A 17,611-nucleotide genomic window follows, 5' to 3' on the forward strand; every position below is an offset into this window, starting at 1 on the left:
GGAGTAACGCCTTGTCCTCCCTCACGTCTACCGAAGCCAGCCAAGCCTCCAGCGCTCGCAACAAGAAACGCCTCACCGCCTTTCTGTTTGTCGTACCGCTGCTGGTGTTTATCCTGCTGACCTTCGTCGCACCGATTGCCAGCATGCTCTGGCGCAGCGTCCATCACCCGACGGTGGCCGCCCTGATTCCGCTGACCCTGCACGAGCTACAACGCTGGGACGGCAAAGCGATTCCTGATGATAAAACCCTGAGCGTGTTCGCCCAGGAGCTGCATAGCCTGGCCAAAGAGCGCCAGTCCGGCAAATTGGCCGAAGAGTTCAACCGTGCCTCGGCGGGCATGTCCAGCGTGGTCAAGTCCAGCGCACGCAAACTCGGCCGGCTGCAAGGCGAACAACTGCAGCAGCAGGGGGCCGAGGTCCTGCTCAAGTCGCACCGTAACTGGAGCAAGCCGGAAATCTGGTACGCCATCCAGCGCGCGGGCAAGCCTTACACCTATGACTACTACCTGACTGCACTCGACCTGGAACTGCATCCCGAGCAGGGTATTCAGGTACGCGAAGACACACAGATCTACCTGCAGCTGTACAGCAAGACCCTGACTATGGCGCTGGTCATCACCCTCTTCTGCGCGTTGCTCGGCTACCCACTGGCCTACTACCTGGCCGGTCTGCCGGAGAACCGCGCCAACCTACTATTGGTACTGGTGCTGCTGCCGTTCTGGACCTCGCTGCTGGTACGTACCACGGCCTGGATCGCCCTGCTGCAGACCAACGGCGTGATCAACTCCTTTCTGCTTGGCACCGGCCTCATCGGCCAACCCATCGAGATGCTCTACACCTCGTTTGCCACCGTAGTGGCGATGACCCATATCTTGCTGCCGTTCATGATTCTGCCGCTGTACAGCGTGATGCGCGGGATTGACCCCTGCTATCTGCGCGCGGCGCTGTCACTGGGTGCACGACCGATTCCAGCCTTTGCCCGCATCTACTTCCCGATGACCCTACCGGGCCTGAGTGCCGGCGCGCTGCTGGTGTTTATCATCTCGGTTGGCTACTACATCACCCCGGCACTGGTCGGTGGTACCGATGGGCAGATGATCAGCAACATCATCGCCTTCCATATGCAGCGCTCGAACAACTGGGAACTGGCTGCCGCGCTGGGCTCCCTGCTGCTCGGCCTGATCCTGCTGCTGTACTGGCTGTACGACCGTTTTGTCGGCGCCAGCAATATCAAACTGGGCTAAGGAACTGACCATGAAGATTCCCGCCTACTACGGCTTCTGGCATCACCTCGGCGCCTGGTTACTGAAGACCAGCTCCTGGCTGGTGCTGCTGTTTCTGATTCTGCCGATCCTGGTGATCATCCCGCTGTCGTTCAACGTCGAGCCGTTCTTCAGCTTTACCGAAGGCATGCTCACCCTGCAGCCCGAGGCTTATTCGCTGCGCTGGTACACGGCCCTCTTCAACGATGACAAATGGCTGCTGGCAATCAAGAACAGCTTTCTGATTGGCATCTTCGCCACCCTGATCGCCACTGTACTGGGCACCTGCGCGGCAGTAGGGCTGGCGCGTGACGACATGCCGATGCGCCGGCTGATCACCGCCCTGCTGCTGTCACCAATGATCGTGCCGCTGATCATCACCGCCGCCGGGATGTTCTTCTTCTATTCGGATCTGGGCCTGGCCGGCAACTACCTCGGGGTGATCATCGCCCACGCCGCACTGGGCACACCGTTTGTGATCATCACCGTCACCGCTACCCTCACCGGCTTCGACTACAGCCTGGCGCGCGCGGCGCTGAACCTGGGCGCTACGCCGCTGCGGGTGTTCTTCGACATCATCATGCCGCTGATCCGCCCGGGCGTAATTTCCGGCGCACTGTTCGCCTTTATCACCTCATTCGACGAGGTGGTGGTGATCCTGTTTATGGCCGGCCCGCAACAACGCACCATCCCCCGGCAGATGTTCTCGGGCCTGCGCGAGCAGATCAACCCAAGCATCCTGGCCATCGCCACCCTGCTGATTCTGGTGTCCATCGCCCTGTTGGTGACCATCGAACTGCTGCGCCGCCGCGCCGAACGCATGCGCGGCATCGAACAGATCAGCTAACGCACCGGCCGAACCGCGCTCGCCACTGAGCGCGCCGGCCTTCCTTGCGAACGCGCCAAGGGATTAGAATCGGCGCTCTCCTGCCCTATCCAGGCGGACCTTGTAGCCCAGCCACGCCAGCGCCCACCCCGCGCCAGGCAGCGCCCCGGCCCGACAAATGCGCACTTGCGTTTGCCTTGGGCCTGAACCCGGCTCAACATACGCATCAACAGCCCGTTGCCCGCACAGCGTTATCGCCTGTGCACGCGTGACCTGAATAGCCTTTGCAGGATTTATCGCCATGCCTGACTACCGCTCGAAGACCTCCACCCACGGCCGCAATATGGCCGGCGCTCGCGCCTTGTGGCGTGCCACCGGGATGAAGGACGAAGACTTCAAGAAGCCGATCATCGCCATCGCCAACTCCTTCACCCAGTTCGTGCCCGGCCACGTGCACCTGAAGGACATGGGCCAGCTGGTCGCCCGCGAGATCGAAAAACACGGCGGCGTGGCCAAGGAATTCAACACCATCGCGGTCGACGACGGCATCGCCATGGGTCACGACGGCATGCTCTATTCGCTGCCAAGCCGCGAGATCATCGCCGACTCCGTCGAGTACATGGTCAACGCCCACTGCGCCGACGCCATCGTCTGCATCAGTAACTGCGACAAGATCACCCCCGGCATGTTGCTGGCATCGCTGCGCCTGAACATCCCGGTGATTTTCGTGTCCGGCGGCCCAATGGAAGCGGGCAAGACCAAGCTGGCCAGCCACGGTCTGGACCTGGTCGACGCCATGGTGATCGCCGCCGACGACACGGCCAGTGACGAAAAAGTTGCCGAATATGAGCGCAGCGCCTGCCCGACTTGCGGCAGCTGCTCCGGCATGTTTACCGCCAACTCGATGAACTGCCTGATGGAAGCCCTGGGGCTGGCCCTGCCGGGCAACGGTTCGACCCTGGCCACCCACAGCGACCGCGAACAGCTGTTCCTGCAAGCCGGCCGCACCGCCGTCGAGCTGTGCAAGCGCTACTACGGTGAAGGTGACGCGTCGGTGCTGCCGCGCAACATCGCCAACTTCAAGGCGTTCGAGAACGCCATGACCCTGGACATCGCCATGGGTGGTTCAACCAACACCATCCTCCACCTGCTGGCCGCAGCGCAGGAAGGTGAAGTCGATTTCGACCTGCGCGATATCGACCGTCTGTCGCGCAAAGTACCGCAGCTGTGCAAAGTCGCGCCGAACATCCAGAAGTACCACATGGAAGACGTGCACCGCGCCGGCGGCATCTTCAGCATCCTCGGTTCGCTGGCCCGTGGCGGCCTGCTGCACACTGACCTGCCGACCGTACACAGCAAGTCCATGGCCGAAGCCATCGCCAAATGGGACATCACCCAGACCGACGATGAAGCCGTGCATACCTTCTTCCGTGCAGGCCCGGCAGGCATTCCGACCCAGACCGCGTTCAGCCAGAGCACCCGCTGGGACACCGTGGATGATGACCGTGAAAACGGCTGCATCCGCAGCGTCGAGCATGCGTACTCGCAAGAAGGCGGCCTGGCCGTGCTCTATGGCAACATCGCTGTTGACGGCTGTGTGGTGAAAACCGCTGGTGTGGATGAGTCCATCCACGTCTTCGAAGGCACCGCGAAAATCTTCGAGAGCCAGGACAGCGCCGTGCGCGGCATCCTCGCCGACGAAGTGCAGGCTGGTGATATCGTCATCATCCGCTACGAAGGCCCGAAAGGCGGCCCGGGCATGCAGGAAATGCTCTACCCGACGTCCTACCTGAAGTCCAAAGGCCTGGGCAAAGCCTGCGCCCTGCTCACTGACGGCCGCTTCTCCGGTGGTACCTCGGGCCTGTCCATCGGCCACGCCTCGCCTGAAGCCGCAGCAGGTGGTGCCATCGGTCTGGTGCGCGAAGGCGACAAGATCCTGATCAACATCCACGAGCGCAGCATCAACCTGCTGGTCAGCGATGAAGAGCTGGCCGCACGCCGCGTGGAACAGGACAAGAAAGGCTGGAAGCCAGTGGAAGTGCGCCCGCGCAAAGTCACCACAGCGCTCAAGGCCTACGCCCTGCTCGCCACCAGCGCCGACAAGGGTGCAGTGCGTGACAAGGCCCTGTTGGACAAACTGGTGCCGTAATCAACATCAGGAAACGCAAAAAGCCCGGTCTGGATACCGGGCTTTTTGCTTTCGGCACAACAGACCCGCGCTGTATCCTGCCAGGCACGCAGGCTTCAAGGACAAGGGACAATGCTGGTAGCCAGACGCGTACAGAAAACCGCTGAGAATCAGGACGAAGAGAGAGAAGAGCTACCACTCAGCGACTTTCGGCATACGCCTGCTTGGGTGCTGCTCGGTGAGCCGGGTGCAGGCAAGAGCCAAGCCTTGAAGCAAGAGGCTCAAGAAGTCGGTGGCGAGTACGTCACGGTGAGCGAACTTGTAGTAACAACACCTCCGCTGGAGGAGTGGCACGGCAAGACTCTGTTCATCGACGCGCTGGATGAAGCCCGAGCTGCAGGTTCAGAGAGCCTGATTCTGCGTATCCGTCAGCAGCTACGTCAACTTGGAAAGCCAGCCTTCCGCCTTTCTTGCCGCGCTGCAGACTGGCATAGCTCGACCGATACTAGCGAGCTGCAGAGCATCAGCCCGGATAACCAACTGACCGTATTACAGCTATGTCCGCTGAGTGATGACGACATCCAGCAAATCCTGCAACACCAATACAACGTTGCCGAGCCCAAAGTTTTCATCGAACAAGCCGAGCAACATGGAATAGCCCCGCTGCTCAGCAACCCGCAGATGCTGGGGCTGATGGCCAGAGCAGTCAGCGGCGGATGCTGGCCGGAAAGCCGCAGCGAGGTTTATCGACTGGCCTGCGAGAAGCTGGCACAAGAGAGCAACGCCCTCCACCGGCAAGCCAGCGTGGCCAATGCAGTCGATAGCGAAACATTGTTGAAGGCTGCAGGGCAGCTATTTGCCGTACAGCTGCTGTCAGGAACGACAGGCATTGCCACCGATCTGAACGCCAGCAATACCGCAAATCCAGAATTAGATCAGTTCAAACCAGAGATCCCCGCTGCAGCCAGAAAAGCCCTGCAATCTGCTTTGTTCACTCCTGCTCCCGGTCAGGTTGAGCGCCTGGCGCCCTGCCACCGCAGCGTTGCCGAGTTTCTGGCAGCCAAATGGCTGGCAGACAAGCTGGATCGAGAGAGCCTGCCACACGGCCGATTGCTCAAGCTGCTGCTTGGCTTTGATGGCGGTGTAGTGGCCGATTTACGCGGCCTGCTCGCTTGGCTGGCCCGGTACAGTACTTCGATACGCACACGACTTATTGACGTCGATCCGCTGGGTATCGTGCTGTATGGCGATGTCCGTCAATTCAGCGTGACAGACAAGCGCCATCTATTGCAGGCCCTACGGCAACAGGCGGAGCGATTTCCCGGGTTCCGCTGGAACATCTGGCAGGACATGACCGGATTCCGCGCACTGACCGATTCGGCCTTGATCGAAGACTTCATTTGCATCCTTAAAGCCCCTGAGCGTGATGAGGCTACCCAGTCCCACATGGACTGTGTGCTGGATATCCTCGAATACGGCCATCCCTATACCGATATGGCGGCCCCACTGCTTGCAGTTATCAAAGATGCATCGTTTTGGCCAAGACTCCGATATAGCGCACTCAGGGCCTGGCTCAGGATGGCCACTCCTGCAGAGAGCAAAGCCTTGTTGTCACAGATTTGCAGTGGCCAGGTTGAGGACGAAGATGACGAACTGCTGAGTCGCCTACTGGATCGGCTATATCCGGAGTTTTTGATACCGGACGAACTACTCCAATGCCTTCATCCCCCAAAGGACACACATCTGATCGGCGGCTATCGGATGTTCTTAGAACATGGATTATCAGAACGAGCGCCAGCAGATCAGTTGCCGGCCCTGCTGGATGGGCTATGTACGAACAAAGATTATCTTGATGAAGACAGAACCGAGGGGATGATTTCCCGCTCGGTCGATAGGTTGCTTGTTCGTACCCTCACTGAGTTCGGTGAACTCGCTACAGACGAGCAGCTCTTAAACTGGCTGGGGGTTGGTACTAATAAGCATGGTTACTTCAACAGGGATCATGATTCTCGAACACAAATCCAGCGCTGGCTCGAACAGCGTCCTGAGAAATACAAGGCCGTGCTTGCGCAATGCATCGAAGCCAATGCACGCGGCAGCAAACATGCCTCCGACCTCCTTTTGCATGATGCCGCCCCACCAGCAGACATAGGCCTTTGGCATCTCCATCTGGCCGGCATACCAGAGGAAGCGACAGCAAGAATCCATGCTCAGTACGCAACTCACGCCCTAATGCAACAGCGTGGTGCCGAGGGTCTATCTCTGGAAGCGCTTGAGGCGTGGGCACGGGACTTTCCAGAACGGGCAGACTGGTTAAACGAAGGACTGGTTTGCGACCTGGAACGAGTGAGCTGGCGCCTGAAAGACGCAGCAAGTACCCGCGCCTACAGAGAACGGCAAGCCGAAGAGCGTCGCCAACGAACTCAAGAGATTACTCCCGAGCTGCCCGCCATTGCTGCCGGCACAGCTTCAGCACACCTGCTGGAACATCTTGTAAGGGTTTGGCTAGATCACTTCTCGGATATCCACGGGGACACAATTAGCGCGCGCTTTGCCAGTTATAGCGATCTCGGTGATTCCCTCGTGCGGGCAGCCGAGTCGGGCTTCCGTAAATGCTTACACCGCCCTGACCTGCCCTCGACCACAGAGGTTATCAACCTGAGTCAAGCCGGAAAGCGTTATTACATCAGCCTGCCGTGCCTACTTGGTCTGCAACTGAACTGGGCAGATGCACCCGAGCAAGTCGCGGCACTGCCAGATGATCAGGTTGAGCTACTGCTGGTTATCTATCTCTGCACACCGCATTTCGGGCTGGATGGTCTGAGCGACTGGTGCGCGCAAACCGCACAACAACGCCCCGAATTGTTTTCCCGTGTACTGATTCACCAAGCCACTAGAGCGTTTGCTGCGGGTAATACTTCTGCAGGTATGACGCATTTACTGGCCAGAGATGCTACCTATGCGAAGGTCGCTCAGCTGGCTAGCCCGGAATTGCTGCGGCAATTCCCCGAAAACGCCACCGAGCAACAGCTCCACGACCTTCGGCAACTAATGAGAGCAACTCTAGAGACAGCGCCTGAACGCCTTGCTGCACTGGCTCTAAATAAGCTGAACTCGCCACAACTCAATACTGAGCAGCGCCCTCTATGGCTGGCTCTACAGCTACTTACGGGAACCCCCGAAAACGAGGATGAGTTCTGGCAGCACCTTGGCAAAACAGATAAAGCCAATCCAGCCATGCAGCTGGTAGTTGAAGTCATGATGCAGGGCATTCAACTGCAAACGCTGCAGCCTTTCCAACCGGAGCGGATTGTGGGGCGCTTGATAGAGACACTTACTCCTCATGCCGAACTGGAGCGCCACAGAGGGGGAGGGCTCGCAATGGATCTTGGTGACGAGCTGCGCGGCATGATCGACTGGCTTGGTGCACAACCTACAGCTGAGGCCCGTGACGAGCTTCAGCGCTTGCTCGCTTGCCCAGTGCTAGCAACTCAGCGCTACAGAATTCAGAGCACATTGGAACAGCAACAGGCGCACCGACGAGAGGCCGAGTTCAAGTTCCTTGACCTCAAGGCAGTGGCAGATGTGCTGGCTAATCAGGCTCCGGCGAATGTGGCGGATCTGACTTATCTGACACTGAATTACCTCGACGACATTGTCCATGAGCTTCGCAATACCAATGACGACGGCTATCGGATGTTCTGGAACATCACAAAGGCTCAGCCGACTGGGCGGCGAGAAGAGAACCTGTGCCGTGATGTACTGCTGAGCCGCCTACGCTCGCGCTTGACTGCACACGGCATCAGCATCGCACCTGAATATGACCATGCGGGAGACAAGCGTGCCGATCTGTATCTGGACTACCGCAATCAGTTGGCCCTGCCAATTGAGATCAAGCGCGATGACCATGCAAATCTCTGGACCGCACTGCGCGACCAACTGATCACGCAATATGTCGATGCCCCCAAGTCGGAAGGTCACGGCATCTACCTGGTGCTCTGGTTTGGCGACAGCAAGAAACTAAAAAATCCCCCTAACCGCCAGCCAAAACCAACTACGCCAGCCGAGCTAAAAACCAAGCTCGAAGCTCAACTGACAAGTGAGGAGCAGCAAAGGGTATTTGTGCGTGTGTTGGATGTGAGCTGGCCGACCTGACGCCCTTTCAGCTCACGCCCATATAGCGCCCGGCGCGGTGGTTGATCGCCAGCACCATATTCAGCGCCAGCGCGCCGAGGATCGACAGCGCCACCTTGTCCAGCGGCACGACCATCACCGCACCCAGCACGATCAGCACATCAATGGCCATCTGCACCTTGCCGGCGCGCAGACCGAAACGTTCCTGCAGGTACAGCGCGAGGATATTCACCCCGCCGAGGCTGGCGCGGTGACGGAACAGCATCAACAGCCCCAGGCCCATGGCGAAACCACCAAACAGCGCGGCATACACCACGTTCAGGTGAGTGAAGCCAATCCACTGCGGCGTCAGTTCAGCCAACAGCGATACCATCCCCACCGCACAGAAGGTGCGCAGGGTGAACGGCCAGCCCATGCGCCAGATGGCCAGGGCGTAGAACGGCAGGTTGATCAGAAAGAACACCAGACCAAACGGCCAGCCGAGCAGGTACTTCATCAAGAAGGCCAACCCCACGGTGCCGCCAGTCAGCAAACCGGCCTGGCTGTAGAGGGTAATCCCCAGCGCCACCATGGCCGTGCCCAACAGCAGCGCCAGGGCATCTTCCCAGAGCGGGTGGCGAATAAAGATCGCGGCAATACGATCAGGCTCGGCGTGATCGGTATCAGCGTCATGCATGGGAAACAACCTGTAGAGGGCAAACGACAAAGACAGCGTAGCGGCCAGCAAGGCAGCGCCTGGCATGGATTAACGCTACACAAGAATGACCCGCAGGGTGGCACGCCATATCGGCGCCCACCCTGGCGGAGATCAATGCAGCGCGGAAAAACTCAGCCCGAACGGGCTATTTGCGATCCCATACCTCAAACACGTAGCCCGGTGTTTCCAGGCCTTCCGGGTGTTCGATGGCGGAAGACAGGTGCCAGTCAGCCTCGGCCACTTCGGGAAAGTAGGCATCGCCCTGCGGACTGATGCCGACGCGGGTCAGATACAGGCGTTCGGCCTGTGCCAGGCCCAGCTCGTAGAGTTGCGCGCCGCCGATCAGCATAAGCTCCTCGGCATCTTCCTCACGCGCCCAGGCATCGGCACGCTCAAGCGCAGCGTCGAGGCTGGCGAACACTTCTGCACCTTCCAGCTGCAAGCCGGGCTGACGACTGACCACCAGATTAAGCCGACCGGGCAAGGGGCGACCGAGTGAATCCCAGGTCTTGCGACCCATGATGATCGGCTTGCCCAGAGTCAGCGCCTTGAAGTGCTTGAGGTCCGCCGGCAGATGCCAGGGCAGTTGATTATCACGGCCGATCACGCGGTTTTCCGCGAGGGCGGCGATTATGCAGAGAGGCAGGGAATTTTTCATAGCCGCGAGAATACCGTCTGCGTGGCGATCATTGAAGCCTTCCCTCCGAAGCGGTTCGCCGTTCAGTTCGCTTAACCATCCTGGCGCTTACCCACCACGCGATTGCGCCCTTGCTCCTTGGCCAGGTAGAGCGCGACATCTGCCAGGCGCAAGGCATCGCCCAGGCTCTGATGCGGCTGCGGGGTGAGGTAGGCCATGCCGATGCTCAGCGTGACCACGCCGGCGGCATCCGAATGAGCATGCGTCAGGCCCAGGGCTTCGATGGCGCTGCGAATGTCCTGCAGAATCGCCAGCAGCTGCACCTCATCCAGGCCATACCAGACGCCGACAAACTCCTCACCGCCATAACGCGCCGCGCAATCCAGCGGTCGCCGGGCATACTCGCCGATCACCCGTGCTACCTGGCGCAACGCCTCGTCGCCGGCCGCATGGCCATAGTGGTCGTTGTAACGTTTGAAGAAGTCCACATCCATCATCACCACGCCCAGGGCCTGCTTTTCCCGCTGCGCCTGACGCCAACTGCGCTCGGCGCGTTCGGTAAAGGCGCGGCGATTGAGCAATCCGGTGAGGAAGTCCTTCTCGGCCAGGTCCTGCAACAGGCCATGGGCGAGGAAATTCTGCCGCGTGGCATATTCGAGTGAGTAGCAGCCCACCGAACCGATGATGTTGGCCAGGGCGAGAAACAAGGCATTGTTCAGCAGCGTCTCGCCCGCCAGGCCGATGCTCAACTCCACAGCCAGATATGCCACGAAAGTCCCCCAGCCGCACAGCACGGCTGTGGTAAAGCGCAGCCCCGTGAGGAAGTAGAAGAACACCGTAACCAGGATGATGCCCTCATAGGGCAACGCAAACCCGTGAAAGCGGGCCAGGCCGATGATCCCCGCCACGGCCAGACCGGAGAGCAACGCCACGATGCCACCGATCAGCTGCAGATGATCACGCAAGCCCGGTCGATAGGTGGCCAGCCAGGCCAGCAACAGCATCGGCTGAATGACTCCCAGGCGCAGGGCGAGTATCCGACCGCGCAGTGGGTCCGGCAGGTTGATCGCATCCAGCAGCACGAACAGCAACGCCAGCAGCGTGGCCACCAGCAATGACCAGCGCATACGGCGCAGGAACACATTGGCGTGATAACGCTTGAACGCCTGCTCCAGCTCATCGTCAAAACTCAGCGCGCGAAAGCCCTGCTGATGCTGACGCAGGTACGGCGAATCCTGATTGACCCACTCCAGATGCGGTAACTTCACGATGGCACTCGCTTTTATTGTTATGCGTTCAGAGGCTGCTAAGCGAAACACTCGGCAACCCGCTGGCCACAGCCTAGCCGGACTGGCCACAGGAGTACACGCGCGCGCCGCTGTGCCATGTGTCGGCTGCTGCGGTTATGCTCTGGCTTCCACTCGTTAATGGAACACCGCGTGAGCCCACTCGACCGACCTACGCCCAGCCGCCTGCAGCGCCTCTGGCTCAGTGAAACCATCCGCCTGCGCGAGGAACATGCCGGCCCGCTGGAGGACAGCGAAGCCAACCGCCGCGCCCAAGCCAAAGGCGGCGCACTCGGCGAACGCATCCAGACCCGCGCCTGGTTGCTGGGCGAACGTGACGGCCAGGTGCAGGCGCTGCAGCACTGGCTTCAGGGCGCGCGTCTGGCCGGGTTGCTGCTGGTACTGCTGGCCATCCTCAGCGGCAGTGGCTTGGCAGTGGCTGCTTTGGGCGATGGTTTGCGCCCGGTCAATGTGTTCTGGGCCCTGGGCAGCCTGCTCGGGCTGAACCTGCTTCTGCTGCTGGGCTGGGCGCTGGGTCTGCTGCTAAGCCGCGACAGCGCGGGCGCCCTTGGCCATCTGTGGTTGTGGCTGAGCGCCAAACTCGCCCGCGATGCCCAGGCCGCACAACTAGCCCCTGCCCTGCTGTTGATGTTGCAACGCCAGGGCCTCAGCCGCTGGGGCCTGGGCGTTCTGGTGCAGGGCTTCTGGCTGCTGACCCTGCTTACCGCGCTGCTGACCTTGCTGGCTCTGCTGGCCACCCGCCGTTACGGCTTTGTCTGGGAAAGCACCCTGCTCGGCGGCGACAGCTTTATCGCCATGACCCAGGCCATCGGCAGCTTGCCGGCGTTGCTCGGCTTCAGCCTGCCGGATGCCGAACTGATCCGCGCCAGCGGCGACAGCGCCCTGGCCAACGAAAGCGCGCGGCTAAGCTGGGCCGGCTGGCTGGTGGGTGTGCTGGTGGTCTACGGCCTACTGCCGCGCCTGGGCCTGCTGCTGCTCTGCCTATGGCGCTGGCGCCGCGGTTGTGCGGTGCTGAGCCTGGACCTCAGCCTGCCTGGCTACAGCCTGCTGCGCGAACGCCTGCAACCGAGCAGCGAACGCCTCGGCGTGTGCGATGCCGCGCCAGCACAGTTGCACCAAACCCAAGCGGGCAACCACAGCGCAGGCAGCCAGGGCGCGCTATTGGTCGCAATCGAACTGGACCCGCAACGCAACTGGCCACCCGTTCTACCCAAGGGCATCGGCGATGCCGGGGTGATCGACAGCCGCGAGCAGCGCAACCAGCTGCTCGACCAGCTCAACCGCTTCCCGCCGGCACGCCTGCTGATTGCCTGCGACCCGCGCCGCTCGCCAGATCGCGGCAGCCTGGCACTGCTCGGCGAATTGGCGCGCAGCGCAGCCGCCACGCGCATCTGGCTGCTGCCACCGCCACCCGGCGAAGCCCTCGACAGCGCGCGTTTGGGCGACTGGCACCGTGCACTGGAGCAACTGCAACTGAGCTACAGCGACAGTGCGCCGTTCAACTGGCTGGAGCATGGCCATGACTAAAGCCCTCAAGCTGGCCGTGGTCGGCCACACCAATGTCGGCAAGACCTCGCTGCTACGCACCCTGACCCGCGATGTCGGCTTCGGCGAGGTGTCCCATCGCCCCAGCACCACCCGCCACGTCGAAGGCGCGCGGCTGTCGGTGGACGGTGAAGCGCTGCTGGAGCTGTACGACACCCCCGGCCTGGAAGACGCCATCGCCCTGCTCGATTATCTCGAACGTCTGGATCGCCCTGGCGAACGCCTGGACGGCCCGGCAAGGCTGGCGCGCTTTCTCGACGGCAGTGAAGCACGCCAGCGTTTCGAGCAGGAAGCCAAGGTACTGCGCCAGCTGCTGGCCTCGGATGCCGGACTCTATGTGATCGATGCGCGCGAACCGGTGCTGGCCAAATATCGTGATGAGCTGGCCGTACTGGCCATGTGTGGCCGGCCCTTGCTGCCAGTGCTGAATTTCGTCAGCAGCAGCCAACACCGCGAACAGGATTGGCGCGACGCCTTGGCCCGCCTTGGCCTGCATGCCCTAGTGTGTTTCGACAGCGTGGCGCCACCGCTGGATGGCGAGCGCCGCCTGTACGACAGCCTGGCGCTGCTGCTGGAAAAAGCCCGCCCGCAACTGCAACGGCTGATCGACGATCACCTGGCGCAGCGCCAATTGCGCAAAAGCAGCGGCGCGCGGCTGATCGCCGAGCTGCTGCTCGACTGCGCCGCCTGCCGCCGTAGCGTGGCCGCGCAAGCGGTGCTGGAACAGGGCGCCATCCGCGACCTGCATCAGACCATTCGCCAGCGCGAACAACGCTGCGTGGAGGCTCTGCTGCGTTTGTACGCCTTCCGCCAGGACGACGCCAAGGCCGGCGACCTGCCCTTGCTCGACGGCCGCTGGGGTGACGACCTGTTCAACCCGGAAACCCTCAAGCAGCTCGGCATCAATATCGGCGGCGGCATGGCGGCGGGTGCGGCCACCGGGGTGGGCGTCGATCTGCTGGTCGGCGGCATCACCCTCGGTGCAGCCGCGCTGATCGGCGCCGTGCTCGGCGGCAGCGCGCAAACCCTGCGCGGCTATGGCGCGCGGCTGAAAGGCAAACTCAAGGGCCAGCGCGAGCTGACCGTGGACGACGCCGTGCTGCGCCTGCTCGCCCTGCGTCAACAGTTGCTGCTGCAAGCGCTGGAAGCCCGTGGTCATGCCGCCGTCGAGGCCATCAGCCTGAGTACGCCGCAGGACACCAGCTGGCGCGAAGGCAAGCTGCCGGAGGCCCTGCACAAAGCCCGCGCGCATCCGGAATGGTCATCGCTCAACCCCGGCGCGACGCTGGAAGACGGTGAGAGGCAGGAGCAGGTGCAGCAGTTGGCGGCGGAGTTGCTCTAACCGCTCAAAGCGTCGCGGCTAAAGCCCCTCCCACATGGATAACATCTATCCGTGGGAAGGGCCGGGCGGCGCTCCGCTTTAGCCGCGAACAATAGAGGGCAGATCAGACCGCAACCGGCGCCGGGATATGCGGATGCGCCTGATAACCGACCAGCTCGAAGTCCTCGAACTTGAACGCCAGCAGGTCCTTCACTTCGGGGTTGAGCTTCATCACCGGCAGCGGCAGCGGCTCGCGGCTCAGCTGCAGGTCGGTCTGCTCGATATGGTTGGCGTACAGGTGGCAGTCGCCGCCGGTCCAGATGAAATCCCCCGGCTGCAGACCGCAGACCTGGGCGACCATCAGCGTCAGCAGCGCATAACTGGCAATGTTGAACGGCACACCAAGGAAGATATCCGCGGAGCGCTGATACAGCTGGCAGCTCAGCTTGCCGTCGGCCACATAGAACTGGAACAGCGCATGACATGGCGGCAGGGCCATCTGCTCGACCAGCGCCGGGTTCCAGGCGGAGACGATCAGGCGGCGCGAGTCCGGATTTTTCTTGATCATCTCGATCAACTTGCTGATCTGGTCGATCGACTCGCCGTTCGGCGCCGGCCAGCTGCGCCACTGGTAGCCGTACACCGGGCCGAGGTCGCCGTTTTCGTCGGCCCACTCGTCCCAGATGCGTACGCCGTTGTCCTTCAGGTATTTGATATTGGTATCACCCTGGAGGAACCACAGCAGCTCGTGGATGATGGATTTCAGGTGGCACTTCTTGGTGGTCACCAGCGGGAAGCCGTCGGCCAGGTTGAAGCGCATCTGATGGGCAAAAATACTGTAGGTGCCAGTGCCCGTGCGGTCACTCTTGAAGGTGCCGGTTTCACGCACCAGGCGCATCAGGTCGAGGTACTGTTTCATTGCACGGCCTCCTGCGCCGCCTGGCGCTTGTAGGCATAGGCGATCAGACCCAGGCCCCCGAGCACCATCGGCACGCAGAGCACCTGGCCCATGGTCAACCAGCCGCCTGCCAGGTAACCAAGCTGAGCATCCGGCACACGGACAAACTCAACGATAAAACGGAAGATCCCGTAGCACATGGCAAACATGCCAGACACGGCCATGGTCGGGCGAGGTTTGCGCGAGTAGAACCAAAGGATGGCGAACAGTGCCACACCTTCCAGGGCGAACTGGTACAGCTGCGAGGGGTGGCGCGCCAGCTGCTGCGGGTCAGTGGGGAAGATCATTGCCCACGGCACGTCGGTGGCCTTGCCCCACAGTTCGGCGTTGATGAAGTTGCCGATACGCCCGGCGCCCAGGCCAATCGGCACCAGCGGGGCAATAAAGTCCATCAGCTCAAAGAAACTCTTGTTGTTGCGCTTGCCAAACCACCAGGTGGCCAGCATTACGCCGATCAAGCCGCCGTGGAACGACATGCCACCTTCCCAGATGCGCAGCATGCGCACCGGCTCGGCGATATAAGCGGCCAAATCGTAGAACAGCACGTACCCCAGGCGGCCACCGAGGATCACGCCCATGGCCACCCAGAACACCAGGTCGGAGAGCTTTTCCTTGTTCCAGGTCGGCGCGAAGGCGTTGACCCGGCGCGAGGCCAGCCACCAGGCACCGCCGATGCCGATCAGGTACATCAGGCCGTACCAATGGATTTTCAGCGGGCCAAGGGCCAGTGCAACCGGGTCGATCTGCGGGTAAGGCAGCATCAAAAACTCCTTAGATCAGGAAACTTAAGCCCACGCTAAACAGCAGCAGGGCAAACAGACGCTTGAGCAGGCGCGGCGACAGCTTGTGCGCCAGGCGTGCGCCGACACGGGCAAAGTACATGCTGGGAATCGCAATCCCCAGCAGCGCCGGCAGGTAGACAAAACCCAGACTCCACTCCGGCAGCGCGGTTTTATCCCAGCCCAGCCAGATAAAACTCAGGGCACTGGCGATGGCAATCGGCAAGCCACAGGCCGAAGAAGTAGCCACCGCCTGCTGCATAGGCACGCTACGCCAGGTCAGGAACGGTACGGTCAGCGAGCCGCCGCCAATCCCGAAAATCGCCGAAGCCCAGCCAATCACGCCACCGGCCAGGGTCAGTGCCGGCTTGCCTGGGACAGTGCGGCTGGCCTTGGGTTTCAGTTCCAGGGCCATTTGCACGGCAATAATGATCGCGAACACGCCGATGAACTTCTGCAACAGCGGCCCCTGAATCGCCGCTGCAGTCATTGCCCCAAGCCCTGCGCCGAGCAGAATACCCAGGGTCATCCAGGCAAATACCGGCCACAACACGGCGCCTTTACGCTGGTGCTCCAGCACCGAGTTGATCGAGGTGAAGATGATCGTCGCCAGCGAGGTGCCTACCGCCAGGTGGGTCAGAATCATCGGATCAAAGCCCTGCGCAGCAAAACTCAACACCAGCACCGGCACGATGATAATGCCGCCGCCCACGCCAAATAACCCGGCAAGCGTTCCGGCGGCAGCCCCCAGGACCAAATACAGCAGCAGTTCCATCAGCACCCCCGCAAACAATCCGGCATGGTAACGGATGCACAGGGCCGGACTCTACTTTGGGCGATGGATGTCCGCCCACGCTTTGCGTAAAGTGCCTTCCATCGCCTGTGGAATAGACCAACATGCGCCCAACCCTGTACCTGAAGCTGAGTTGTAACCAGATGCACCTGACGCATCTGCAAAGTGGTCGCTCGCTCCACCTGCAGGCTGATCCAGCGTTCAGCAACCAACGCCTGCTGGTAGCGGATTTTGCGGCGGCGCAACAACTGCTTCAGCGCGGCGTCGAGGAAATCCTGCCCAAGCGTTTTCTGCGCCTGAGCCGACCGCCGCAGCTGTTGATTCAACCGCTGGAGCGTCTGGAAGGCGGCCTGTCACAGGTCGAAGAGCGCATCTTGCTGGAACTCGGCCTCGGTTGCGGCGCGCGCAAGGTACGCCTGCATCTGGGCAACGAACTGGACAACGCCGGCGTGCTGGCCAAGTTAAGGAGCTAACTTATGTGCCTGATCGTCCTGGCCTGGCGACCGGGCCATGCCCAGCCGCTGCTGCTGGCAGCCAACCGTGATGAGTTCTATGAACGCCCCAGCCAACCGTTGGCTGAATGGCCCGATGTGCCGGGGGTAATTGCCGGACGCGATCTGCAGGCCGGCGGCACCTGGCTTGGCGTCGGCCCCGACGGGCGCTTTGCAGCCCTGACCAATATTCGCGACCCCGGCCAGGCTCAAGGCAGCCGCTCGCGAGGCGAGTTGCCGGTGGCCTTTCTTGCTGGCAGCCACAGCGTCGAAGATTTTCTGCATCACCTGCACGAGCAGCGTCGGCACTACAGCGGCTTCAACCTGCTGCTCGGTGACAGCCAGCAACTCTGGCACTTCAACTCCCTAAGCGGACGCGCCAAGCCGCTGGCGGAAGGCGTACACGGCCTGTCGAATGCCGATCTGGACACGCCATGGCCCAAGCTGCAACGGGCCAAGCAGGCGCTGCACAACAACTTGCATCAACCGCATCCACAGACGCTGCTCAAGCTGCTGGCCGACCCCACCCGCGCGGCGGACGCTGAGCTGCCACAAACCGGCATCGGCCTGACCGGCGAGCGGCTGCTGTCCAGCATATTTATTGCCAGCGTCACCTACGGCACCCGCGCCAGTACGGCGTTGATCGTCAATGCCGACGGCAGCCGCGTGATGGCCGAGCGCACGTTCGGCAGCAATGGCAGCTGTTTGGGTGAAGTGGTGTTGCAGTGCTGAA

14 protein-coding genes are annotated in these 17,611 nt (G+C 61.4%); 8 read left to right on the forward strand and 6 right to left on the reverse strand.

Annotation, left to right across the window (positions count from 1 at the left end):
- Nucleotides 1-11: 11 nt before the first annotated feature.
- The 4 genes from RHP75_RS19440 (at nucleotide 12) to RHP75_RS19455 (ending at nucleotide 8,371) form a co-directional block, all read left to right on the forward strand.
- Nucleotides 12-1,244 (forward strand): ABC transporter permease, encoded by a 1,233-nt coding sequence (locus tag RHP75_RS19440; protein ID WP_311089638.1) that lies wholly within the window; start codon nucleotides 12-14, stop codon nucleotides 1,242-1,244.
- A 10-nt stretch (nucleotides 1,245-1,254) separates the two neighbouring features.
- Nucleotides 1,255-2,109, forward strand: coding sequence for an ABC transporter permease (locus tag RHP75_RS19445; RefSeq protein ID WP_311089639.1), 855 nt, complete (start codon nucleotides 1,255-1,257; stop codon nucleotides 2,107-2,109).
- Between the two features lie 280 nt (nucleotides 2,110-2,389).
- Entirely contained in the window at nucleotides 2,390-4,237 is a 1,848-nt protein-coding gene (gene ilvD, locus RHP75_RS19450) for a dihydroxy-acid dehydratase (protein ID WP_311089640.1), read from the forward strand.
- A gap of 111 nt (nucleotides 4,238-4,348) precedes the next feature.
- Nucleotides 4,349-8,371: a hypothetical protein gene (locus RHP75_RS19455; RefSeq protein ID WP_311089641.1), complete on the forward strand. Its 4,023-nt coding sequence runs from the start codon at nucleotides 4,349-4,351 to the stop codon at nucleotides 8,369-8,371.
- A 7-nt stretch (nucleotides 8,372-8,378) separates the two neighbouring features.
- Here RHP75_RS19455 and RHP75_RS19460 read toward each other — a convergent pair whose 3' ends face one another.
- The 3 genes from RHP75_RS19460 to RHP75_RS19470 form a co-directional block, all read right to left on the reverse strand.
- Entirely contained in the window at nucleotides 8,379-9,026 is a 648-nt protein-coding gene (locus RHP75_RS19460; protein WP_311089642.1) for a YitT family protein, read from the reverse strand.
- A 166-nt stretch (nucleotides 9,027-9,192) separates the two neighbouring features.
- Nucleotides 9,193-9,717 (reverse strand): dihydrofolate reductase, encoded by a 525-nt coding sequence (locus RHP75_RS19465; RefSeq protein WP_311092000.1) that lies wholly within the window; start codon nucleotides 9,715-9,717, stop codon nucleotides 9,193-9,195.
- 59 nt (nucleotides 9,718-9,776) lie between these two features.
- Complete coding sequence (locus RHP75_RS19470; RefSeq protein WP_311089643.1) at nucleotides 9,777-10,952, reverse strand: GGDEF domain-containing protein; 1,176 nt, start codon at nucleotides 10,950-10,952, stop codon at nucleotides 9,777-9,779.
- Between the two features lie 171 nt (nucleotides 10,953-11,123).
- Between RHP75_RS19470 and RHP75_RS19475 the strand changes: the two genes are divergently transcribed.
- Together RHP75_RS19475 and RHP75_RS19480 are read left to right on the forward strand one after the other, a co-directional pair.
- Nucleotides 11,124-12,518: a DUF2868 domain-containing protein gene (locus RHP75_RS19475; RefSeq protein WP_311089644.1), complete on the forward strand. Its 1,395-nt coding sequence runs from the start codon at nucleotides 11,124-11,126 to the stop codon at nucleotides 12,516-12,518.
- Nucleotides 12,511-13,878 carry a DUF3482 domain-containing protein gene (locus RHP75_RS19480; RefSeq protein WP_311089645.1) on the forward strand — a complete coding sequence of 456 codons (1,368 nt, stop codon included), beginning with the start codon at nucleotides 12,511-12,513 and terminating at the stop codon, nucleotides 13,876-13,878. The genes RHP75_RS19475 and RHP75_RS19480 overlap by 8 nt, the downstream gene beginning before the upstream one ends.
- A 103-nt stretch (nucleotides 13,879-13,981) precedes the next feature.
- Here RHP75_RS19480 and RHP75_RS19485 read toward each other — a convergent pair whose 3' ends face one another.
- Genes RHP75_RS19485 through RHP75_RS19495 form a run of 3 tightly spaced genes read right to left on the reverse strand, consistent with a single transcriptional unit; the run spans nucleotide 13,982 to nucleotide 16,369 of the window.
- A complete protein-coding gene (locus tag RHP75_RS19485) occupies nucleotides 13,982-14,776 on the reverse strand; it encodes a thymidylate synthase (RefSeq protein ID WP_090250272.1) in 795 nt (264 codons plus the stop codon).
- Nucleotides 14,773-15,576, reverse strand: coding sequence for a prolipoprotein diacylglyceryl transferase (gene lgt / locus RHP75_RS19490; RefSeq protein ID WP_311089646.1), 804 nt, complete (start codon nucleotides 15,574-15,576; stop codon nucleotides 14,773-14,775). The genes RHP75_RS19485 and lgt overlap by 4 nt, the downstream gene beginning before the upstream one ends.
- 10 nt (nucleotides 15,577-15,586) lie before the next feature.
- Nucleotides 15,587-16,369: a sulfite exporter TauE/SafE family protein gene (locus RHP75_RS19495; protein ID WP_311089647.1), complete on the reverse strand. Its 783-nt coding sequence runs from the start codon at nucleotides 16,367-16,369 to the stop codon at nucleotides 15,587-15,589.
- 122 nt (nucleotides 16,370-16,491) lie between these two features.
- Here RHP75_RS19495 and RHP75_RS19500 point away from each other — a divergent pair, with 122 nt between their 5' ends.
- Both RHP75_RS19500 and RHP75_RS19505 read left to right on the forward strand, forming a co-directional pair.
- A complete protein-coding gene (locus RHP75_RS19500; protein ID WP_311089648.1) occupies nucleotides 16,492-16,860 on the forward strand; it encodes a hypothetical protein in 369 nt (122 codons plus the stop codon).
- A 3-nt stretch (nucleotides 16,861-16,863) separates the two neighbouring features.
- Nucleotides 16,864-17,610, forward strand: coding sequence for an NRDE family protein (locus RHP75_RS19505; RefSeq protein ID WP_311089649.1), 747 nt, complete (start codon nucleotides 16,864-16,866; stop codon nucleotides 17,608-17,610).
- Nucleotide 17,611 lies beyond the last annotated feature (1 nt).

It is taken from the genome of Pseudomonas sp. SG20056 (assembly GCF_031764535.1).
Taxonomy (GTDB): domain Bacteria; phylum Pseudomonadota; class Gammaproteobacteria; order Pseudomonadales; family Pseudomonadaceae; genus Aquipseudomonas.

Coding starts and splice junctions, on each gene's coding strand:
- RHP75_RS19445 (WP_311089639.1), top strand. CDS start 1,255: ATGAAGATTCCCGCCTACTACGGCTTCTGGCATCACCTCGGCGCCTGG.
- ilvD (WP_311089640.1), top strand. CDS start 2,390: ATGCCTGACTACCGCTCGAAGACCTCCACCCACGGCCGCAATATGGCC.
- RHP75_RS19455 (WP_311089641.1), top strand. CDS start 4,349: ATGCTGGTAGCCAGACGCGTACAGAAAACCGCTGAGAATCAGGACGAA.
- RHP75_RS19460 (WP_311089642.1), bottom strand. CDS start 9,026: ATGCATGACGCTGATACCGATCACGCCGAGCCTGATCGTATTGCCGCG.
- RHP75_RS19480 (WP_311089645.1), top strand. CDS start 12,511: ATGACTAAAGCCCTCAAGCTGGCCGTGGTCGGCCACACCAATGTCGGC.
- RHP75_RS19485 (WP_090250272.1), bottom strand. CDS start 14,776: ATGAAACAGTACCTCGACCTGATGCGCCTGGTGCGTGAAACCGGCACC.
- lgt (WP_311089646.1), bottom strand. CDS start 15,576: ATGCTGCCTTACCCGCAGATCGACCCGGTTGCACTGGCCCTTGGCCCG.
- RHP75_RS19495 (WP_311089647.1), bottom strand. CDS start 16,369: ATGGAACTGCTGCTGTATTTGGTCCTGGGGGCTGCCGCCGGAACGCTT.
- RHP75_RS19500 (WP_311089648.1), top strand. CDS start 16,492: ATGCGCCCAACCCTGTACCTGAAGCTGAGTTGTAACCAGATGCACCTG.
- RHP75_RS19505 (WP_311089649.1), top strand. CDS start 16,864: ATGTGCCTGATCGTCCTGGCCTGGCGACCGGGCCATGCCCAGCCGCTG.